The sequence below is a fragment of the Fictibacillus terranigra genome (genome assembly GCF_030412265.1).
GTDB classification, from domain to species: Bacteria; Bacillota; Bacilli; order Bacillales; family Fictibacillaceae; genus Fictibacillus_C; species Fictibacillus_C terrinigri.
On sequence record NZ_JAUHLN010000005.1, the window covers coordinates 152,366 to 169,517 of the forward strand.

The 17,152-nt window shown below is 41.9% G+C and carries 13 protein-coding genes and 1 pseudogene; 3 read left to right on the forward strand and 11 right to left on the reverse strand.

Annotated features, from left to right (window positions below; genetic code table 11):
• Positions 1 to 184 precede the first annotated feature (184 nt).
• Positions 185 to 1,762: an FAD-dependent oxidoreductase gene (locus QYF49_RS20720; RefSeq protein ID WP_290401496.1), complete on the reverse strand. Its 1,578-nt coding sequence runs from the start codon at positions 1,760 to 1,762 to the stop codon at positions 185 to 187.
• A 513-nt stretch (positions 1,763 to 2,275) separates the two neighbouring features.
• Here QYF49_RS20720 and QYF49_RS20725 point away from each other — a divergent pair.
• Complete coding sequence (locus tag QYF49_RS20725) at positions 2,276 to 4,132, forward strand: family 43 glycosylhydrolase (protein WP_290401497.1); 1,857 nt, start codon at positions 2,276 to 2,278, stop codon at positions 4,130 to 4,132.
• 296 nt (positions 4,133 to 4,428) lie between these two features.
• Here the strand turns inward: QYF49_RS20725 and QYF49_RS20730 are convergent, their stop codons facing one another.
• The 10 genes and pseudogenes from QYF49_RS20730 to QYF49_RS20775 form a co-directional block, all read right to left on the reverse strand.
• Entirely contained in the window at positions 4,429 to 5,634 is a 1,206-nt protein-coding gene (locus QYF49_RS20730; protein WP_290401498.1) for a family 1 glycosylhydrolase, read from the reverse strand.
• 5 nt (positions 5,635 to 5,639) lie between these two features.
• Entirely contained in the window at positions 5,640 to 7,400 is a 1,761-nt protein-coding gene (locus QYF49_RS20735; RefSeq protein WP_290401499.1) for a glycoside hydrolase family 2 protein, read from the reverse strand.
• Positions 7,401 to 7,413: 13 nt separating this feature from the next.
• Entirely contained in the window at positions 7,414 to 8,238 is an 825-nt protein-coding gene (locus tag QYF49_RS20740) for a carbohydrate ABC transporter permease (protein WP_290401500.1), read from the reverse strand.
• On the reverse strand, positions 8,238 to 9,137 hold the full coding sequence (locus QYF49_RS20745) for a carbohydrate ABC transporter permease (RefSeq protein WP_290401501.1): 900 nt from the start codon (positions 9,135 to 9,137) through the stop codon (positions 8,238 to 8,240). Before QYF49_RS20745 ends, QYF49_RS20740 begins: the two co-directional genes overlap by 1 nt.
• A gap of 16 nt (positions 9,138 to 9,153) precedes the next feature.
• A complete protein-coding gene (locus QYF49_RS20750; protein ID WP_290401502.1) occupies positions 9,154 to 10,401 on the reverse strand; it encodes an ABC transporter substrate-binding protein in 1,248 nt (415 codons plus the stop codon).
• A 125-nt stretch (positions 10,402 to 10,526) separates the two neighbouring features.
• Positions 10,527 to 11,435: an ArsR/SmtB family transcription factor gene (locus tag QYF49_RS20755; RefSeq protein ID WP_290401503.1), complete on the reverse strand. Its 909-nt coding sequence runs from the start codon at positions 11,433 to 11,435 to the stop codon at positions 10,527 to 10,529.
• 302 nt (positions 11,436 to 11,737) lie between these two features.
• Positions 11,738 to 11,996 (reverse strand): annotated as a pseudogene (locus tag QYF49_RS20760) (zinc-binding dehydrogenase); the annotation flags it as partial.
• A gap of 280 nt (positions 11,997 to 12,276) precedes the next feature.
• Complete coding sequence (locus QYF49_RS20765; RefSeq protein ID WP_290401504.1) at positions 12,277 to 12,588, reverse strand: alpha/beta hydrolase; 312 nt, start codon at positions 12,586 to 12,588, stop codon at positions 12,277 to 12,279.
• Positions 12,589 to 13,044: 456 nt separating this feature from the next.
• Positions 13,045 to 14,139 carry a zinc-dependent alcohol dehydrogenase gene (locus QYF49_RS20770; protein ID WP_290401505.1) on the reverse strand — a complete coding sequence of 365 codons (1,095 nt, stop codon included), beginning with the start codon at positions 14,137 to 14,139 and terminating at the stop codon, positions 13,045 to 13,047.
• Positions 14,140 to 14,177: 38 nt separating this feature from the next.
• On the reverse strand, positions 14,178 to 15,458 hold the full coding sequence (locus QYF49_RS20775; RefSeq protein WP_290401506.1) for a Rieske 2Fe-2S domain-containing protein: 1,281 nt from the start codon (positions 15,456 to 15,458) through the stop codon (positions 14,178 to 14,180).
• Positions 15,459 to 15,717: 259 nt separating this feature from the next.
• On the opposite strand from QYF49_RS20775, the gene QYF49_RS20780 reads away from it, so the two are divergent.
• A complete protein-coding gene (locus tag QYF49_RS20780) occupies positions 15,718 to 15,960 on the forward strand; it encodes a Rossmann-fold NAD(P)-binding domain-containing protein (RefSeq protein WP_290401507.1) in 243 nt (80 codons plus the stop codon).
• A gap of 176 nt (positions 15,961 to 16,136) precedes the next feature.
• The gene (gene pheA / locus QYF49_RS20785) at positions 16,137 to 17,033 is read left to right on the forward strand and encodes a prephenate dehydratase (RefSeq protein ID WP_290401627.1); all 897 of its coding nucleotides are present in this window, start codon (positions 16,137 to 16,139) and stop codon (positions 17,031 to 17,033) included.
• The last annotated feature ends 119 nt before the right edge of the window (positions 17,034 to 17,152 follow it).

The following is a 17,152-nucleotide window of genomic DNA, read 5'->3' on the forward strand; positions in this document are numbered from 1 at the left end:
GATGAATTCAACCCATCGATGACATGTTAGCATCTCTTGTTTTGGTACTTTTATAACGTAATGCTCTTTGTTGGGGTCGCATACTAACCTTATCACTACATTATTGGATTGAAGATCATATGGCCCCCGAAAGAAAGCAATAAAAAGCCGAAATAGCCACAGTCGGATTCCCTTTGAATTTATGTCAATAACCGGAGTCTTCCGATGTAAGATTGTCAATCATCTTATAATCATATTTCTGTAATGGCTTTTCCGCCGGACCTTCAATTACGTCACCGGTATACGAAAATCTAGAGCCGTGGCACGGGCAATCCCAGGTCCGCTCACCGCTGTTCCATTCAACTTCACATCCTATATGAGTACAAGTTGTATCTACAATATGCAGCCTTCCTTCCGTATCCCTATAGGCACCCTTTCTTTCCCCTTTAATGCTTATGATAGCCCCTTCATCGTTAGGTAACATACTCGGGTTAAGATTGGTCATTTCAATTTTTCCTTTAATTAAATGTGAAACAACATTTGCGTTCTCCACCAAAAAGTTTTTCAAGCTGGGATTTACGTAAAATCTCGATGGTGTGTAAAGTTTTTGAAACTTATTTTTTTCGCCCAATACAGTGTCACATAATAGAAGGGCAGCAGCAGTACCGTTGGACATTCCCCATTTTCTATATCCAGTAGCTATCAATATATTCGGCTGACCAGATGTAATTGCCCCGATATAGGGGACCTTATCCAGTGTTGTTAAATCTTGCGCGGACCAGCGGTAAGGAATGGTTTCAAGTCTGAAAATTTGTTGGCCAAAGTCCTCTAGCGCCTCGTAATGTTTTATAGTGTCTATTCCCTGGCCAGTTTTGTGACTTTCCCCAGCAATAAGTACCATTTCCTCCCCGTTAATCGTAACAGATCTTAGTGAACGTGTTGGTTTGTCCGCACTAATAAAGATTCCACCCGGAAATTTACTTTTGGGCTTGGCTGCTAGAACATACGAACGATCGGCATACATTCTCGTAGAATAAAGCCCAAGCCCTTCATAAAAGGGAAAATGCGAACAAGCAAGGACATAATCGGCTGTAACTCGGCCCGCGTCCCGTGTAAGGACCGTTGGCCGCGTTCCTTTCTCGACATTTACCGCTATTGTATTTTCAAAGATGAGCCCGCCTTTTTCCGTAATATTTTGGACAAGATGCTTTAGGTATTTAATTGGGTGGAACTGAGCCTGATTTTTCATAATTAGCGCATTTTTAACTTTTATATCTAAGGGAATTGTATCAACCAATTCACCATCAATGTTAAGCTTTTCATATGCCTTAGACTCTTTTTGGATCTTTTGTTCATATTCCTCCGTGGTTGCAAACATATATGCGTCCTGTGTACTAAAGTCACAGTCAATTTGATGCTGGTCGATTGTTTTTTTGATAAAGTTTAAGGCCTCCATATTGGCCTCATAATACAACCTTGCTCTACTTATTCCCATGTTAGTAATCAACTCATCATATATTAAATCGTGTTGAGCGGTAACCTTTGCAGTTGTATGTCCCGTTGTTCCATTCAGTAATTTGTCTGCCTCCACAATAGCAACCTTCAATCCCTTATTTGCCAAAAGGTAGGCAGATGTTATTCCGGTAATACCGCCACCTACAATAACAGCATCAACATGAATATCATTATCCAGCCGGGGGAACTTTGGCAAAACTGTTGAGTCCGTCCAAAAAGATTCGGGAAACTCTGGCAACCTCCCCCCTACATAACCCCTGTTCGTCATCACACATCCTCCATTCAGTACTCTGGTAATATTAGGATAGCCATTCCTCATTCGGCTATACCCACCGCATTAAATAGGGCTTCATGTTATTTAGGGGGAGTAATAGTTTGGATGAAGCATTTCTGACCTTCCATACAAGGCCGCTGCATGAACAATCGCATCAACATTTTTCGTAGCTTCCATTACCGCTTCCCGATCGGTAACATCTGTCTTTATAAACTATTAGGTGTGAGACTTCCCTGAAATCCAACAAGACAGGCTCATGTCCTTTTGGTTTAGGGCGGGCGTCAGTACTCTTTCAAGATTGCCCCTGCTCCTGTAATAAGAACTTTCATCTTTGATTCCCTCCTTTTTCTCTATGTTTTTCGACTTACTTTCAATTCTCCATAAAAATCTATAATTATGTAAAAATTTTGTTTTTTCTGCTCATGATCAGGATAAGTTCCAACGAATGTATATAAAGAACGGAATTTATTACATATCAAACTGGAATAAGAAGGGATGTTGCGTACCATGATTCGAAAGAAAATGTATACGGTTACATTTGGTTTACTACTGTTCTCGCTCGTTTTATCTTTATCTACTGATGCAGCGTTGGCCTCAGAGACACCGTTCAGCCCGGAAAATAACAAGGCGTTTAAACTATTTAAAAATCCTGTTGTAGGAGATGGCGCAGATCCTTGGATTGTGAAACATACGGACGGCTATTACTACTACACGCAAACTACTGGAAATAATATAACAGTTCGAAAATCGAAAACACTTTCCGATTTGGATCATTCCGAGAAAAAGGTAGTATGGACTCCCAAACCAACGGATCCTAACAGTCAGCATATGTGGGCACCCGAGCTGCATTTTCTCGATGGCAAATGGTATATCTATTACGCCGCTTCAGATGGTGACATGGGCAAGCAGCAAATGTATGTACTTGAATCTGAAAATTCTGATCCGCTAAGTAGCTACTCTTATCCGGAAGGTACGGAATTTGGTAAAATCGCAGATCCCTCAGACAAGTGGGCCATTGATGGAACCATACTGGAATATAACAGCCAACGATATTTTGTCTGGTCAGGCTGGGAAGGCGATAAGAACGTGAGTCAGCAGATTTATATTGCGCCAATGAAAAACCCTTGGACCATAAGCGGAGATCGTATTGAACTGTCAAGACCTGAGTTGGAGTGGGAAAAGAAAGGAACTCCATTGATTAATGAAGGTCCGCAAATTTTAAAAAACAAATTGGGCCACGTATTTATTGTCTATTCTGCAAGCGGCAGCTGGACCGACGATTATTGCCTTGGCATGTTGACCTTAACCGGTCAAAACCCGCTTAATGCCAGCTCCTGGACGAAAAATCAACAGCCAGTCTTTCAAAGCAATCCTGAAGCACATGTATACGGGCCGGGGCATAACAGCTTCGTCAAGTCGCCAGATGGTAAACAAGACTGGATTGTTTATCACGCGGCAAAATTTAAAGGTGCTGGCTGGAACCGCAACGTAAGAATGCAAAAATTTTTATGGAACAGTGATGGCACCCCGAATTTTGGTGTTCCCGTTGCGGCAGATACGTTATTGCGTGCACCATCCGGTGAAGAAAACGGATCCTTGATTCCAGCTTTACCAGGGAAAGTTTATTCTTATGAAGCGGAAAGTGCAACAGTGAACCATGCGGCAATTATCAGCAACACAAGTGCTTCCGGCGGCAAAAAAGTTGGACAAATGGATTATGACGATAGTTTTGTGGAGTTTGATGTAAACGTACCTGCCGGTGATTATACAATGAAAGTAAGGTACTCCAATGGAATGGGAGAACAAGCGAGCCATCATATACAGGTAAATGGTGAGCCATTTGGCCAGCTCATTTATGAAAGTGACGGCTGGGATACATGGCGTGATGCCCCAATGGATCTTCATTTAAATTCAGGATCTAACAGAATAAAAATCTCGAAACATCATCTCTTCACTGAGCTGGACAGGATTGATCTCATACCAAAAAAGACAAAAACCTTTCAATACGAAGCAGAGCATGCCTACTTAAACAAGGCAGACGTGGTTAATGATTCAGAATCAACAAACCTTCAACAAGTCGGAAACATGACGGCACAAGAAAGTCATGCTGTCTTTCCGATTCAGGTATCAGAGCCCGGAACGTACAAGATGAAGATTCGGTACAAGAATGCTGACACAGCTTCCAGTACGCAAAAGCTTTTTGTCAATACTGATTTCAGAAAAACAGTAGAATACCAAGGTTCAGGCCAATGGGGCTACACAACCGTGAGCTTAAACCTCAAAAAAGGCAAAAACATGATTTCCTTCTATAAAGGAAAAGGTGTGACGGCATTGGACCACTTTACACTCGAAAAGGTAAATTAAAAATGAATTGTGGGGCAGTATGCTTCTAACTTACATCCATATGAATCCTTTTTTCAACTCGATTTATTTAGTCACCATAAGAAAAGTCATCCCATGGGAAACGATTAATATTTCTTATTTGAGTGAAATCGATGACGTTATTGGAATTTTTGAAATAGTCTCAGGATATGAAGTGTAACTCAAACCGATTTTACCAATTTAGCCATTAATTAAGTAGGAGCTTCTTAAAAAATGAAAGACCCTCCCTGATCAGTTTGATTGGCTGCAATCAGGGGGGGTGCTTTTAATACCAAGACTTAGAATGATATAACCTCATGTTCAAATGCATTGCACACTGAATTTTTTATCCGAATCATCTGTCCGTTTTCTGATGTTAACGTATACAAGCCAAATGGAAGAAGTTCTTCTTCAATGGTTTTGCCGGAGGTTCTATACTCCCAATCCACCAAATCATAAAAAGGAAACCAGGTATACCCAAGAATAGCTTTACCTCTCTCGCGCTCTTTTTTTATTTCTTTCAGGCTTGCTCTCAGCCAGTTTATCCGCTCTTTTTCCGTTCCTCGATAGCTTGTTTCAGTAACAAACACGGGTTTTTGGTACCGGTTAAAAAAACGGTTAATGATGTCCATCATGTCTTTCGCTGTTCCCATAACATGAGGATAGTGAGTACCCGACGTCTCCTGCTTTACGTCATGGACACTGAACTGCGGATAATAGTTTACTCCGACGATATCCGGTGCGATCTTTCTTTCGGAGAACCAGTTGATGTGTTCATCCGTTACCCCATTTTCCTGGATCCATGGAAGTAGGATCTCATTTTCACCAAGCTTACCTTGGATCATCTCCCAGGAGTACATGGACAGTTCTGTCCATTTCTTCTGTTCCATTTCTAATGAAGGATCTTGCGCCGTATACTTTTTGGTAGCATCCACATGGATGGCCACATTCTCGGAAGAAATGGATTTAACTTCTTCTACAGTCATAACAATTCCTTTGCCAAGCTGTATCATCAGCTGATTGAAACCTGATAATCCTTCTTTATAAGGCGGCCATTTTCCGAGAAGCCCGCAATACTCAGCATTTACATAAGGCTCGTTAAGCGGCGTAAAATAAGGAGTGACGTCTTTATATCGCTGAAAAAAAGCCTTGGCAAAACGGGCCACTGCCGTTGGATACTCCTCATTTAAAAACTCGTGCTTCATCCATCCCGGTGTACCATAATGAACAAGGTCGATGATCGGCACGAAACCAGGGTGTTTCCGAAAATAATTCATTACCTGATCCACCCATGTCCAGTTGAAGGTGCCTTTCGTCTCTTCTACCTGATGCCAGGGTATCCCGTAGCGGATCATGGAGGCACCAGTTTGCCTGGCCAGTTCCAGGTCTTCCATCCATTTCTCGTAATGCTGGGTTAACGCGTATTCGTCAAGCGGACGTTCGCCCCGCTCAGATTGCGTTACAAACGTGTCTTCGATTCCAACTGCAAATGAAAAATTGTTCACCGTTATCACCTTCGATCGTTGATTTCTTTAATTTTTGATAGTTCGCATTTTGGTTTGCGATCGTACGTTAACAATCCGTTGATTTCCTGTTCCACATCCGTCAGCTGCGTATAGCAGAACCCTTGAACAACAGGAGAATCAAAAAGGGCTTCTGTGATGTCTTTATATTCCTGAATGAGTTCTTCCCCGGATTGAACAGAGGAATAGCCCCAACCGTCTCCGCAAACTTTATAGGCGATCCCGCCGTATTCCGTAATCAAAATAGGTTCACCGTTATATTCAAAACCGCTAGCATAGATCGAACGGTTGGCTGGCAGTGTTGACATGGCGCGTTCAGAACTTTCATAAGCTTTCTTCATTTCATTGGCAGATTGATAGTTGTGAATCCCGCAGATATCAGAAATCGTATGTTCCCAGCCATCATTGGATAACACCGGACGTGTGGTATCCAGTGATTTTGTTAAATAGTACATCGCCAATGAATGCGACTGCTGCTGCTTATCCCTGGCGACCCTGGAGATTCCCCAACTTTCATTAAGGGGAACCCACACGATGAGAGACGGATGGCTATAATCCCGCTTTACCGCTTCGATCCACTCACGAGTTAAACGGGCTGCAGCTTCTTCGCTGTATTCCGCGGCATTCGCCATTTCACCCCACACCAGAAACCCAAGTGTATCGGCATGGTAAAAATACCGGGGATCCTCGATTTTCTGATGTTTTCTAGCGCCATTGAATCCCATCTGTTTCGCAAGAAGAATATCGTTTTTCAGGGAGTCATCAGAAGGAGCGGTTAACAAACCACTCGGAAAGTACCCCTGATCCAGAACGAGTTTTTGATAGTATGGTTGGTTATTTAATAGAAGCTTTCCATTATCAATCGAAACTTTTCGCATGCCAAAGTAACTCTTAATGGCATCACGCTCCGCTTTTTCATCCTGTAAACGCAGCTCTACATCGAACAGGTTCGGGTTTTCCGGTGACCAGTACCAGCCTGCTCCATGGATATTGCTTCGCTCGGTAAACCGGTTTCTAAGATCAAAGCTGCGTTTGGTGTAGGAACCAAGTATGGAAATAGTATCATTAATGATGGTTTTTCCTTTAAAGGAAATATGGACGTCCACTTTTAGGTTTTCAACGACATCACTTATTTCCATCTCAACACCAATGCTTCCGTGGTCAATGTCCGGGGTCCATCGAATAGAGGTAAAGTGAACAGTGTCCACCGGTTCAAGCCATACGGTTTGCCATATTCCGGTTGTTCTTGTGTAAAAAATCGACTCCGATTGTTCTTTCCAATACTGCTTGCCGCGAGGAATGGTTTCATCGTTTGACGGATCTTCTACGCGAAGGACAAGATGATTGCTGTTCTCTTGGTCAAGATAAGGGGTCACGTCAAAATGAAATGAAGTGTGACCTCCTTCGTGAAACCCGACTAACGAGCCGTTCATGTACACCCAACAACGGTAGTCCACCGCCCCAAAATGAAGGTGTACTTTTTGATCCTTCCAATCATCTGGTATAGAAAAGGCCCTTTCATACCAAACGATGTCATGGAATTCATGTTGGTTGATCCCACTTTCTACCGATTGATAAGCAAACGGCACCTGGATGATTTTTGACTCATGCGGTAAGCCATTTTTAAACCAGCTGTTGTTGATTCCTTCGTTTCTGTCGTCAAACGTAAAGTTCCAATCTCCATTTAAATTGATCCAATTCTCTCGTTGAAATTGGGGGCGTGGATACTCGTTGCGTTTTTGTGTCATGATTGTTCCTCCTCTATTTGATCCCTGTTTGTGTAATTCCTTTAATGAACTGACGCTGCCCCACTAAGAAAATTGCAAGCATCGGCAGTGTGGCCAACGTGGTTAAGGCCATCAATTTACCGTACGAAGAAACAAAGCTTCCTTGCTGCATGATTGCAATTCCTGTTGTGATGGTCCTAAGCTCGATGGAGTTGGTCGAAACGAGCGGCCACAAGAAGTCGTTGTATATGGTCATAAATGTAAAGATGCCGAGTGTCCAAAGCATCGGCTTTGCTGATGGAAGGACAATCCGGATAAAGACTTGCCATTTATTTGCCCCATCAATAACAGCTGCCTCTTCCAGTGCTTTTGGAAATCCTCTGAAAAATTGATAGAGAAGAAAGACCCCAAAGGCGTTTGCCGTGTAAGGAAAAATTAATGCGGCATACGTGTTCAGCCATCCCATGTTCCCAAACTGCAAGTAGAGCGGAATAAACGTAATGACCCATGGAATCATCAGTGTGCTAATAAATATCGGAAACAGAATCTTTTTAAAAGGAACATTCAGCCTAGCTAGTCCATAAGCAGCCATCGCGTCAATAATTACCACTAGAAGTGAACCGCCTACTCCTACGAACAACGAGTTAAATAGCCATCTTACGATCGGTACATCCAGACCTTGGCCGAAAAGCGTGTAAACATAATTATCAAAGGTAAAGTGCTTTGGAAACAGACTCATACTCGTAAGTGCCTCGGTATCTGTTTTAAACGAAGTAGCTACCATCCATATCATTGGAATCATGAATAAGAGACCCAGAAAGACTGCGATGACAGTCAATGTAATCTTGGATTTTCGCATTACGCTACACTCCCTTCACTGTTGCGGGTTAACCGGAACTGAATGATGGAAATCACAATCATGATCAACGCCATAAGAATCGCCATGGCCGAAGCAATGCCCAACTGCCGCTGAACAAACGCCTGGTCAACAATTTCCATGAGAAGGACTTTTGTAGACGTCCCGGGTCCCCCTCGGGTCATCAAATAAGGTTGCCCATAGATGTTAAAAGAAGCAATTGTTGAAGTAACAATCGTAAAGACCATCACCGGACGAATGGATGGCAACGTAATGTTCCAAAACTTTTGCCATGGTGTTGCTCCATCTACAGAACCCGCTTCATACAGCTCATTTGGAACCTCGTTTAAGGCATTGATATAGATAATCATGTTGAAGCCAACGGTCCACCAAACGGTTGCTGCCACGATGGAGATCCAAGCATACGGCATTTCTGTCAGCCATTGAATCGGCGCTGCTCCTATTTTGGACAGCAAATGATTGAAGAGTCCGGAGTTCGTGTCAAGCAACCATAACCACAACACGGCAATAACAGAAACGGAAATGCAATATGAGATAAAAAAGATCGTTCTGAAGATCCCTTTCACCTTATCCGGAAGATGCTGCAACAATAAAGCGAGTAGCAGTCCTCCGATGATCAGAATTGGCACGGAGAACACAACAAATTTCGCCGTATTCCACAGACCATTCATAAAAACAGAGTAAAAATAAGTCGACGGATCAAAAAGCTTTGCATAATTGCTAAATCCTACGAAGCGATGCGTACTTCCCAGCAGATCCCAGTCATGAAAACTGATATACGTTCCATAAATCAGGGGGATCAGCAAAAATAAAACGAACACGATAAAGTAAGGAAGAACAAACAATGATGATGTAAATTTAGATAATTTCGTCTCCTGCACAACCTGCACCCCTTTCTTAGTCCAAATACTGTTCAGCTTTCTTTTGAGCATCTTCCAACGCCTTTTTCGGATTCTTTTTTCCCAACAGGACCAGATTGACTTCCTGGAACAAAAAGTCGGAAACTTGTCCCCAATTTTCCACTTGAGGGGGGTACTCAGCAAAGTCAAACGATTCTGCGACTTTCGGTTGTTGATTCAGCTCTTTAAATGGCTTGCTGGTATACACAGCTTTTGAAGCCGGTGCCTGTCCCGATTCTGCCCAAGCCATCCCATGGTCTCCAACATAATTAAGGAAGTCCGCAATGGCTGGTAGCTTTTCTCCTTCTTTCTTCTTAGGAACAACAAAGTTATGAGAATTTGCCCAAACTTTCTGAACCTTTTCTCCAATTTGAGGCACCGGCGCAACCCCAAAGTTCAGACCAGAGCCTTCAAATTGTGCTAGCATCCATGGACCATTGAAATGCATAGCGTTTTTACCCTGTAAAAAGAGCTTCAAATCGCCATCAATGGCCAAGCCGCTCGGCGACACTTTGTCTTTATAGATTAGATCCCGCACAAACTTCAGGGTACTTAACGCTTCCTTGGACGTGTAATTGAAATGTCCATCATTGTATAACTTTCCGCCCTTTTGAGCCAAGATGGTTTGGAAGAGAAACGGTTGGGTTCCTACGGTCGGAACAGCAAATCCATACTGGTTCTTCTCTGGCGCCGTTAATTTTTTCGCATATTCCTTAAATTCCTTTTCATTTTGCGGCGGCGAGTTGGGATCCAATCCAGCTTTTTTGAAAAGATCTTTGTTCCAATAAAACATCAAAGGATGAATATCGAGCGGGATACCATACGTGCTGCCGTTTACCTTTGATGCCTGAAGAGCTTTTGGATGATAATCGGCTGCATTGATCTTCTTGCTCTTCGTTAACACTTCTGTTTGTAACAATTGGTCTTTTGTCGCATAATCCACAATCCGATCCGCATGCATGATCATTAAGTCTGGTAAGTTGTTCTTTGAACTCAGCGTCAAATTGACCATCTTATAGTACTCTGACGAAGGTATGATCTGAAGATCCACCTTATATTTTTCTTGTGATTGGTTATAAGCTCTGACGATTTCCTCAAATTTAGGACCATCTGGCCCTGAAAACGGAACCCATAGCTTAATATTGTTTTCGTCCCCTTTTGTTGCACTGGCCTGCTGCCAAGAACAGCCCGAAAGGAGTCCTCCAATAAGAAATAAAATCAGTCCTGCCACCTGCAACTTTCTCATTTCATTCCCTCCTCTTTTAAGAGCGCTTTCATTATTGGCACCATTATTACATAAAAACATATTTTATACCAACTTTTTTGTAAATAAAAAATATCGATTCCTTTTCGAAATCGATATTTTTCAGGTTATGAATATTTTATTTTCATCAAAAGATCCTGCTCGTAATTCCCAAACTTCGAACCGAACAAATTCATGCCACCGACTTTATCCGCATCTCGCTTCACGCCGAATTTAGCTGAAATGTAAGGACGACCTTCCAAACGCAGTGTTTGGACAGTGTGTTCTGATATTTTCATGCTGTCAATATAGCTTCCCTCATCATTTACTTTCCAATGTTTGAGCATCCCATACTGTGTATTATGGTCCTCCCACCAAGATGGTGTTAAAAAGCCCCGTTCTCCTCCAAAGTCCGAAGGGCTTGTCCAACTGCCGATCTCAATCCCGTTAAGCCAACAGGTAATATCAGACGGCCAGTCCAGTTTATGATAAGGTGCTTCTGAACACAGCTCTACGCTGAGGCTGATTTCATCTACCTTGGAGCCATAAGGTACCCGGTTTGGGAAATGGTACTCTAAAAAGCCGCTTTTGAACCAGATGAGCTGCGCTTCTTTCCGTTCAGGTTCAAAAAAGGAACGTTGATCATCTAGAATGCTGATGATGCTTCTTTCGCTGGCGAGTCCGCATGTGGGTTCTACTTCACAGTGAACATAGTGTCCGATCGGCATTTCTAATGTAATAAATTTTTCAGGTTCCGGTTTTTTATCTTCCAGATCAATCACGATGCGATCGTATCGTTTGGAGCTCACTTTCTGACTCCCTCGTCCTGGCACGATTTCAGTCGTGATCAATCCTGCATCTTCTAATTTTTTTATGTTAACAGCCGCTGTTGAAAAAGGAATGCCTAGCCGCTCTGCCAAATCATTTACATTTTTAGGTCCTTCTGTAAGGACACTCAGCATCTCCATTCTTTGCTGATTTCCAAGCGCTTTATTTACTGCCAATGCTTTTTCAAGGGTTAGATGAAGTACTCTCACATGAACCTCCGTTTTTATTACGAAAAATATTGTTATAAAAGATATAATGCATCTGCGTTTAAAAGTCAAGGATTCGTATTCAAACCTTCTATAAAAGGATATATTGATCATTACAAGAACCAACTGAAGAACAAGTCTAGTATGATACATTCGGGTAAAATTTGTTAAGGTGTTTCATTCATCTTTTATGGATCTCCATAAAAGGAAAGGAACCCTTGAATACAAGGGTTCTCCAGCTATTTTTTCTGCTAATAGACTTTAAAATACCTGTACATGAAACCTGAACGACTTGAGGATAATCGTTACCACTTGTTAGATAAAACGATTTTGCCTATTGCCTTCCCAGACTCCAGGCAATCGTGCGCTTTCGAGACTTCATCAAACGTAAAGCTGATGGAATTAACGAGCGGGCGAGCTTCCCCTCCTCAACTACTTGGGCAACTCTTTTCAAAATCTCACCATGAAGTTTTCGCCCTACCGCACTTAGAATGTTTAATATCATAAAGGTGACATGCAGGGAAAGCCCCTTTGCATTGGTGAAAGATCATGTGTGGAGCGGGCTGTGTGTTTCCGTTAGTTTCGAATCTCCTGGTGTATTGTTTTCCCTGCCACACCAGCTATATGAACACATATAAAAAAGCCTCTCTTTAGTAGGGTGACCAACTAAAGAAAGAACCTTTTAAAAACATCATTAGGCTAATTTTTCCATTTTACCTTTTTTATTTCCTTATAAAACACGGATAAGTCCCTAAGATACAGTTTAAGTTCCTAAATGGGAAACTAGTAGGGCTATCCTAAGTAACTAATTGCCCTAAGATATTGAGTGTAAACGCGTTTATATTTATTTTACTTGATACGTATTGGAGCAAGCCTGATATAACCACTCAGCTAAATCCCGTTTATGAGTTGATGATACTTCATGCCCTACCGGATAAGTGATATATTTTACAGAGCCAGAATGCTCAAGCAAGTAATTATAATTTTCTTGACCAATTTGGACAGGGAAAATAGGATCCGTTTCGCCATCTGAAATAAATACATTTAAATTCTTAATACTCTTTATTGGATACTCCTCTTTCACAAAAGATGGAATATACCCGTGCATTGCAACAATACCTTTAATTGCATTACCGAGCACTAAAGCAAGGGACATGCTAAGTTTGTCGTAGAGATGGGCGCTCCTGGAGTCAAAAGAATGTCTTCTCTATTTTTTGAACTCTTCTAATGTGACAGCTTCACCATTATCAGTACGAGCTTGTCCGATCATCAGTCAGAAGTTTACTCGATATTTTAAGTAAATATTTATTTGTGTTAACAAAAACACAAACATACACAAAAGTGAAATCACTTGTGTATCATTTAATTTCCACTTTGTTAAGCTCTTTTAAGTGGTTATTTTGTCTGTAATAAGAGAGGCACACTTTGCAAACCCCGATATGGGATTCGCAAACAATGTCGGTAACTTTTTTACACTAAACCAAAGCACTTGAACCAATCTGTTATCGTCAATTTATCTTAAATCATACCTACCAAAAACACCATGAGATTTTTCAGACAAAAAAATAAGCTCCTTTGCCTAAAAAACAAGGAAGCTTATCTATTTCTTTATTTAGAGCCATGGAGAAACGGTAACTAACAATCGAGAAGAGTCAATCTCCCCTGCAGCGGTTCTTAATGCCAGGTCGGTCTCATTTAATGTATAATTATGGGAGTTCATGATTCCGAGAGGAAATTTTCCTGAGGAGATGAATTCGACCGCCATTTGTACCGATTTATAGCTATGTCCACGAACTCCTTTGATCGTTAGCGTTTTGTTGTAAATGATATCAAGATCAAAATCGTTGAAACGCTGGTTTTTCAAAGCTCCTAATAAAACCATACCACCCGTTTTTGCGGCTTCTAGTGATGAGATGACAGGGTCCGTTCCACCACTCGTTACATCTATCACCAAATCTGCCATTTTTCCGTGGGTGATTTCAGCAACTTTTTCAGTCAAATTCTCTGAACTTACATTCACCGTATAATCCGCCCCTAATTTTAGAGCGAGTTTCAGGCGTTCAGCACTACTATTTCTTCCGGTAATTATGACCGTTTCTGCACCAGCTGCTTTTGCCGCCAACGCACATGCAAGCCCTTGCTGGCCTGGACCTTGAATCACTACGACATCTCCGGGACCTGCCCTCCCTATGATGGACATCCATTCAAATCCGTTAGATAAGGGCAGTGTTAGTGCCGCCTCAACTGCAGGAACATGAGAAGGAAGTTTATGGATGACAGCATTCGGATGCAGATACATATATTGGCTAAAGCCGCCATAAAGTGAGGGTTCCATCGCGATTGGAGTGGCTCCATATCTGATCCCATCCACTCGTGGATTTGTGTTCGGACATAAACGGTACAAACCGGTCCGGCAGAGTTCACATTGGCCACAAGGGATATACTCTTCCATGACAACACGATCTCCTTCTTGGACTCCCCAACGTTTGGAGGCTAATTCACCAATCTTGTGGATATGACCCACGACATGATGACCTAAAATCATGGGTTCTTTTACATTATAATAATAAGAAACATCGGTTCCACAGACGCCGACAATTTCTACCTTTAAAATACCGGTATCTGTCCTTACATTCGGTAACAGAACTTCTTGAATTTCTGTTTGTTTTGTATCCGTAGCTATCGCCGCTAATCCCTTTTCTTCCATTATCTGCACCTCAATTAAAAGTTGATGGACTCCATCTATTAAACTGCCGCAAAGTCCTTTTCAGTAAGTTCTAAAGCTGCCTTTGCACCTTCCTGAAAGGGCATGCCCTTTGGAAGTAAGACAGAAGCAGAGCGAATTCGATGACTGCTAGGGTCTAAAGCCGGCAGTTTTTCCCCTTTTTCTTGCATTTTTACAGCTTTTAACAAACATTGCCGAGCCTTGATAATGGCTGTATCACTGGTACCTAACTTTTCTTGTGAGCGGTCTACAATAGCTCCGGCACTTACTTGAACGGCATGATCCTCCATGCCTACACCAAATATACCCGCAAATGAATCTCCTCTTTTTTGCATTTCACGATCAATCAGGAAATCATTTTCTTTATTTGCTTTTGTACGGAAGGTACCTGGTATCAAGGATGGATGAATCCCGGCTCCAGACTGCATCTGTTTAATTTCTTCTTCGGTCAGATCACGATCTGGTGTCCAGCTCCAGCTCCACACCCAACAGTTTTCATCGTCAATTGGCACCCAAGCATGTCCACCTCGGGGAGCTCCCCCAAAAGGAGGAATCATCGTATACCAAGGCATGAGAAACTGTGTAATTCTCCAATAAAAGTTATCCTGATCGGCATTTCTTCTTGCACCGATTAATAATCCATAATCGGTATCTGCTACCTCAAATCGTGGCGCTGTATCCTTCGCTAATAAGGTGGTGCTGTTACTTTTTTTAGATACTCCTAAACCTCCAACTGAGCCAGAGTGAAGAATAGAGACATGACTAGAATCGATGCCTCCCTCTAAACCTTGGAAATAATTGCATTCTTGGACTTTTTTAGAAAGATATCGCTGGCTGTCAGAAACGAGCATCCACTCTTGTTCAGGTAATTCAGGTTTAGAATCAGGCGGTCCCATATAGGCCCAAATCACCCCGCCACGTTCCTCACAGGAATAGGACTTAATTTTTACTTTATTCTTAAATTTACTTTCTGTGGGTTCAGAAGGTAAATCAATACAGTTGCCCTGGGTGTCGAATTTCCAGCCATGATAGGCACATCTAAGACCACATTCTTCGTTCCGGCCGTAAAAGAGTGACACTTTACGGTGTGGACAATATTCATCTACGATTCCAAGTTTCCCATTTGTATCACGAAAGGCGATCAATTCCTCACCTAATAGTTTCACTCGTACTGGAGGACAATCCGGTTCAGGTAGTTCCTCTGCTAAAAGTGCAGGAATCCAATATTGCCTCAGCATTTTCCCCATGGGTGAATCCGGGCCAGTCCTAGTCAATACGTCATTTTCATTACTAGATAACATCCATTTCCCTCCTGTATCGTTTCAACTATGTTTTTATTCTCATACATAAATAAAGCGTTTGCAAATTGATTCTTTTTATTAGACTCATAGAAAACATTAATAGCTTTTTGCACATTATTAACATTTTTTATAGGCTCAATTAAAAACATCAATTTGGCTGTGGATCATTCCTCGTCTATACTAAAATAACAATGTTCTGAATTATTTGTGTGTTGATTTTGATTAAAGATATGAGTTGGTAGGAAAGAGGTTTGAGAGTATGAATGACAGAGAATTTAAAGAAATAATTTTAAAGTGTTATAGTAATAAAACAGTGGCGATCCTCGGATACCAGGATAATGGTGGGCAGCAACGAGCGCATTTATTAAGAAGCCTTGGCATTGATCTCGTGATCGGTCTTCGAATTGGGGATGAAAACTGGGAGTTAGCAACGCAAGACGGCTTCACTGTTTTACCCGTCTGGGAGGCAACTAAAATCGCTCAAATTGCTCAAGTCTGGTAGGGGGGGTTAAAGGCAGACAAATGTAAATCAAAATCAACATGATCTGCAAAATGAAAAGAAGTGGATTGTTTCCGCTTCTTTTTTTTCATTAGTTTTAAATGCAAAAGGAGTAACAAGTTCGGAACCTTCATGCTAGACTGGTAGTTAGAAAATCATTTTATATATGGAAGGGATTAATCAACGTGGGAAAAGCAGGTTATTTAGGGCCCAAAGCAACGTTTACCCATCTTGCGGTTCAAGCCGTCCTGCCAGGGGAAGAGCATATTCCGTATGCTACCATCCCTGCTTGTATAGATGCAGTAGAGCATAAAGAACTTGATTTTGGGCTAGTTCCGTTAGAAAATGCATTTGAAGGGACCGTGAATTTAACGCTCGATTATTTGATTCATGAGAAACGGTTACCGATCGTGGGTGAAATCGTGACACCCATTCGACAACATTTAATGGTACATCCCCAACATGCGGATCAGTGCGAAGAGCTAGAAAAGATTTACTCCCATTCTCATGCGATCGCCCAATGCCATAAGTTTTTTCGCAGCCATTTTTCAAGTGTTCCGCTAGAAGGTGTCATATCGACTGCTTTCGCGGCTCAGCATGTGCAACAACATCCGGAACGTCTCATCGGAGCCATTGCAAATGAGTTCGCAGCCAAAGAGTACGGTTTAAAAATCGTACATGAAAATGTCCATGATTATAACCATAATACAACAAGGTTTATTATGATTAGTCGTGAAGCACACGACATCCCCGTTTCCAATCAAGTCATCGAACATTATAAAACGACTTTGATGGTGACCTTGCCTTCGGATCAAGCCGGAGCTCTTCATCAAGTACTGGCTGCGTTTTCCTGGCGGAAATTAAACTTATCTAAAATTGAATCACGTCCCATGAAAACAGGTTTAGGAAACTACTTTTTTATCATTGATATCAATCAACGTCTGGATGACATCTTAATACCTGGAGCGATTGCTGAGCTCGAATCACTGGGCTGTACCGTCCATATCCTGGGGAGTTATCCGTGTTTTGCAGTAAAAACAGCTGAAACATGTCAAGTGCCGCAAATGACTTATTAAACGTTAAAAAAGTAATCCCAGATATTCCTCCACTATCTCCTAGTGGAAACGACACCACGCTCTAACTATGAATGCAGATGAAAAACTGTCGAATGAATACTCAAAAGGAACGCCATGTC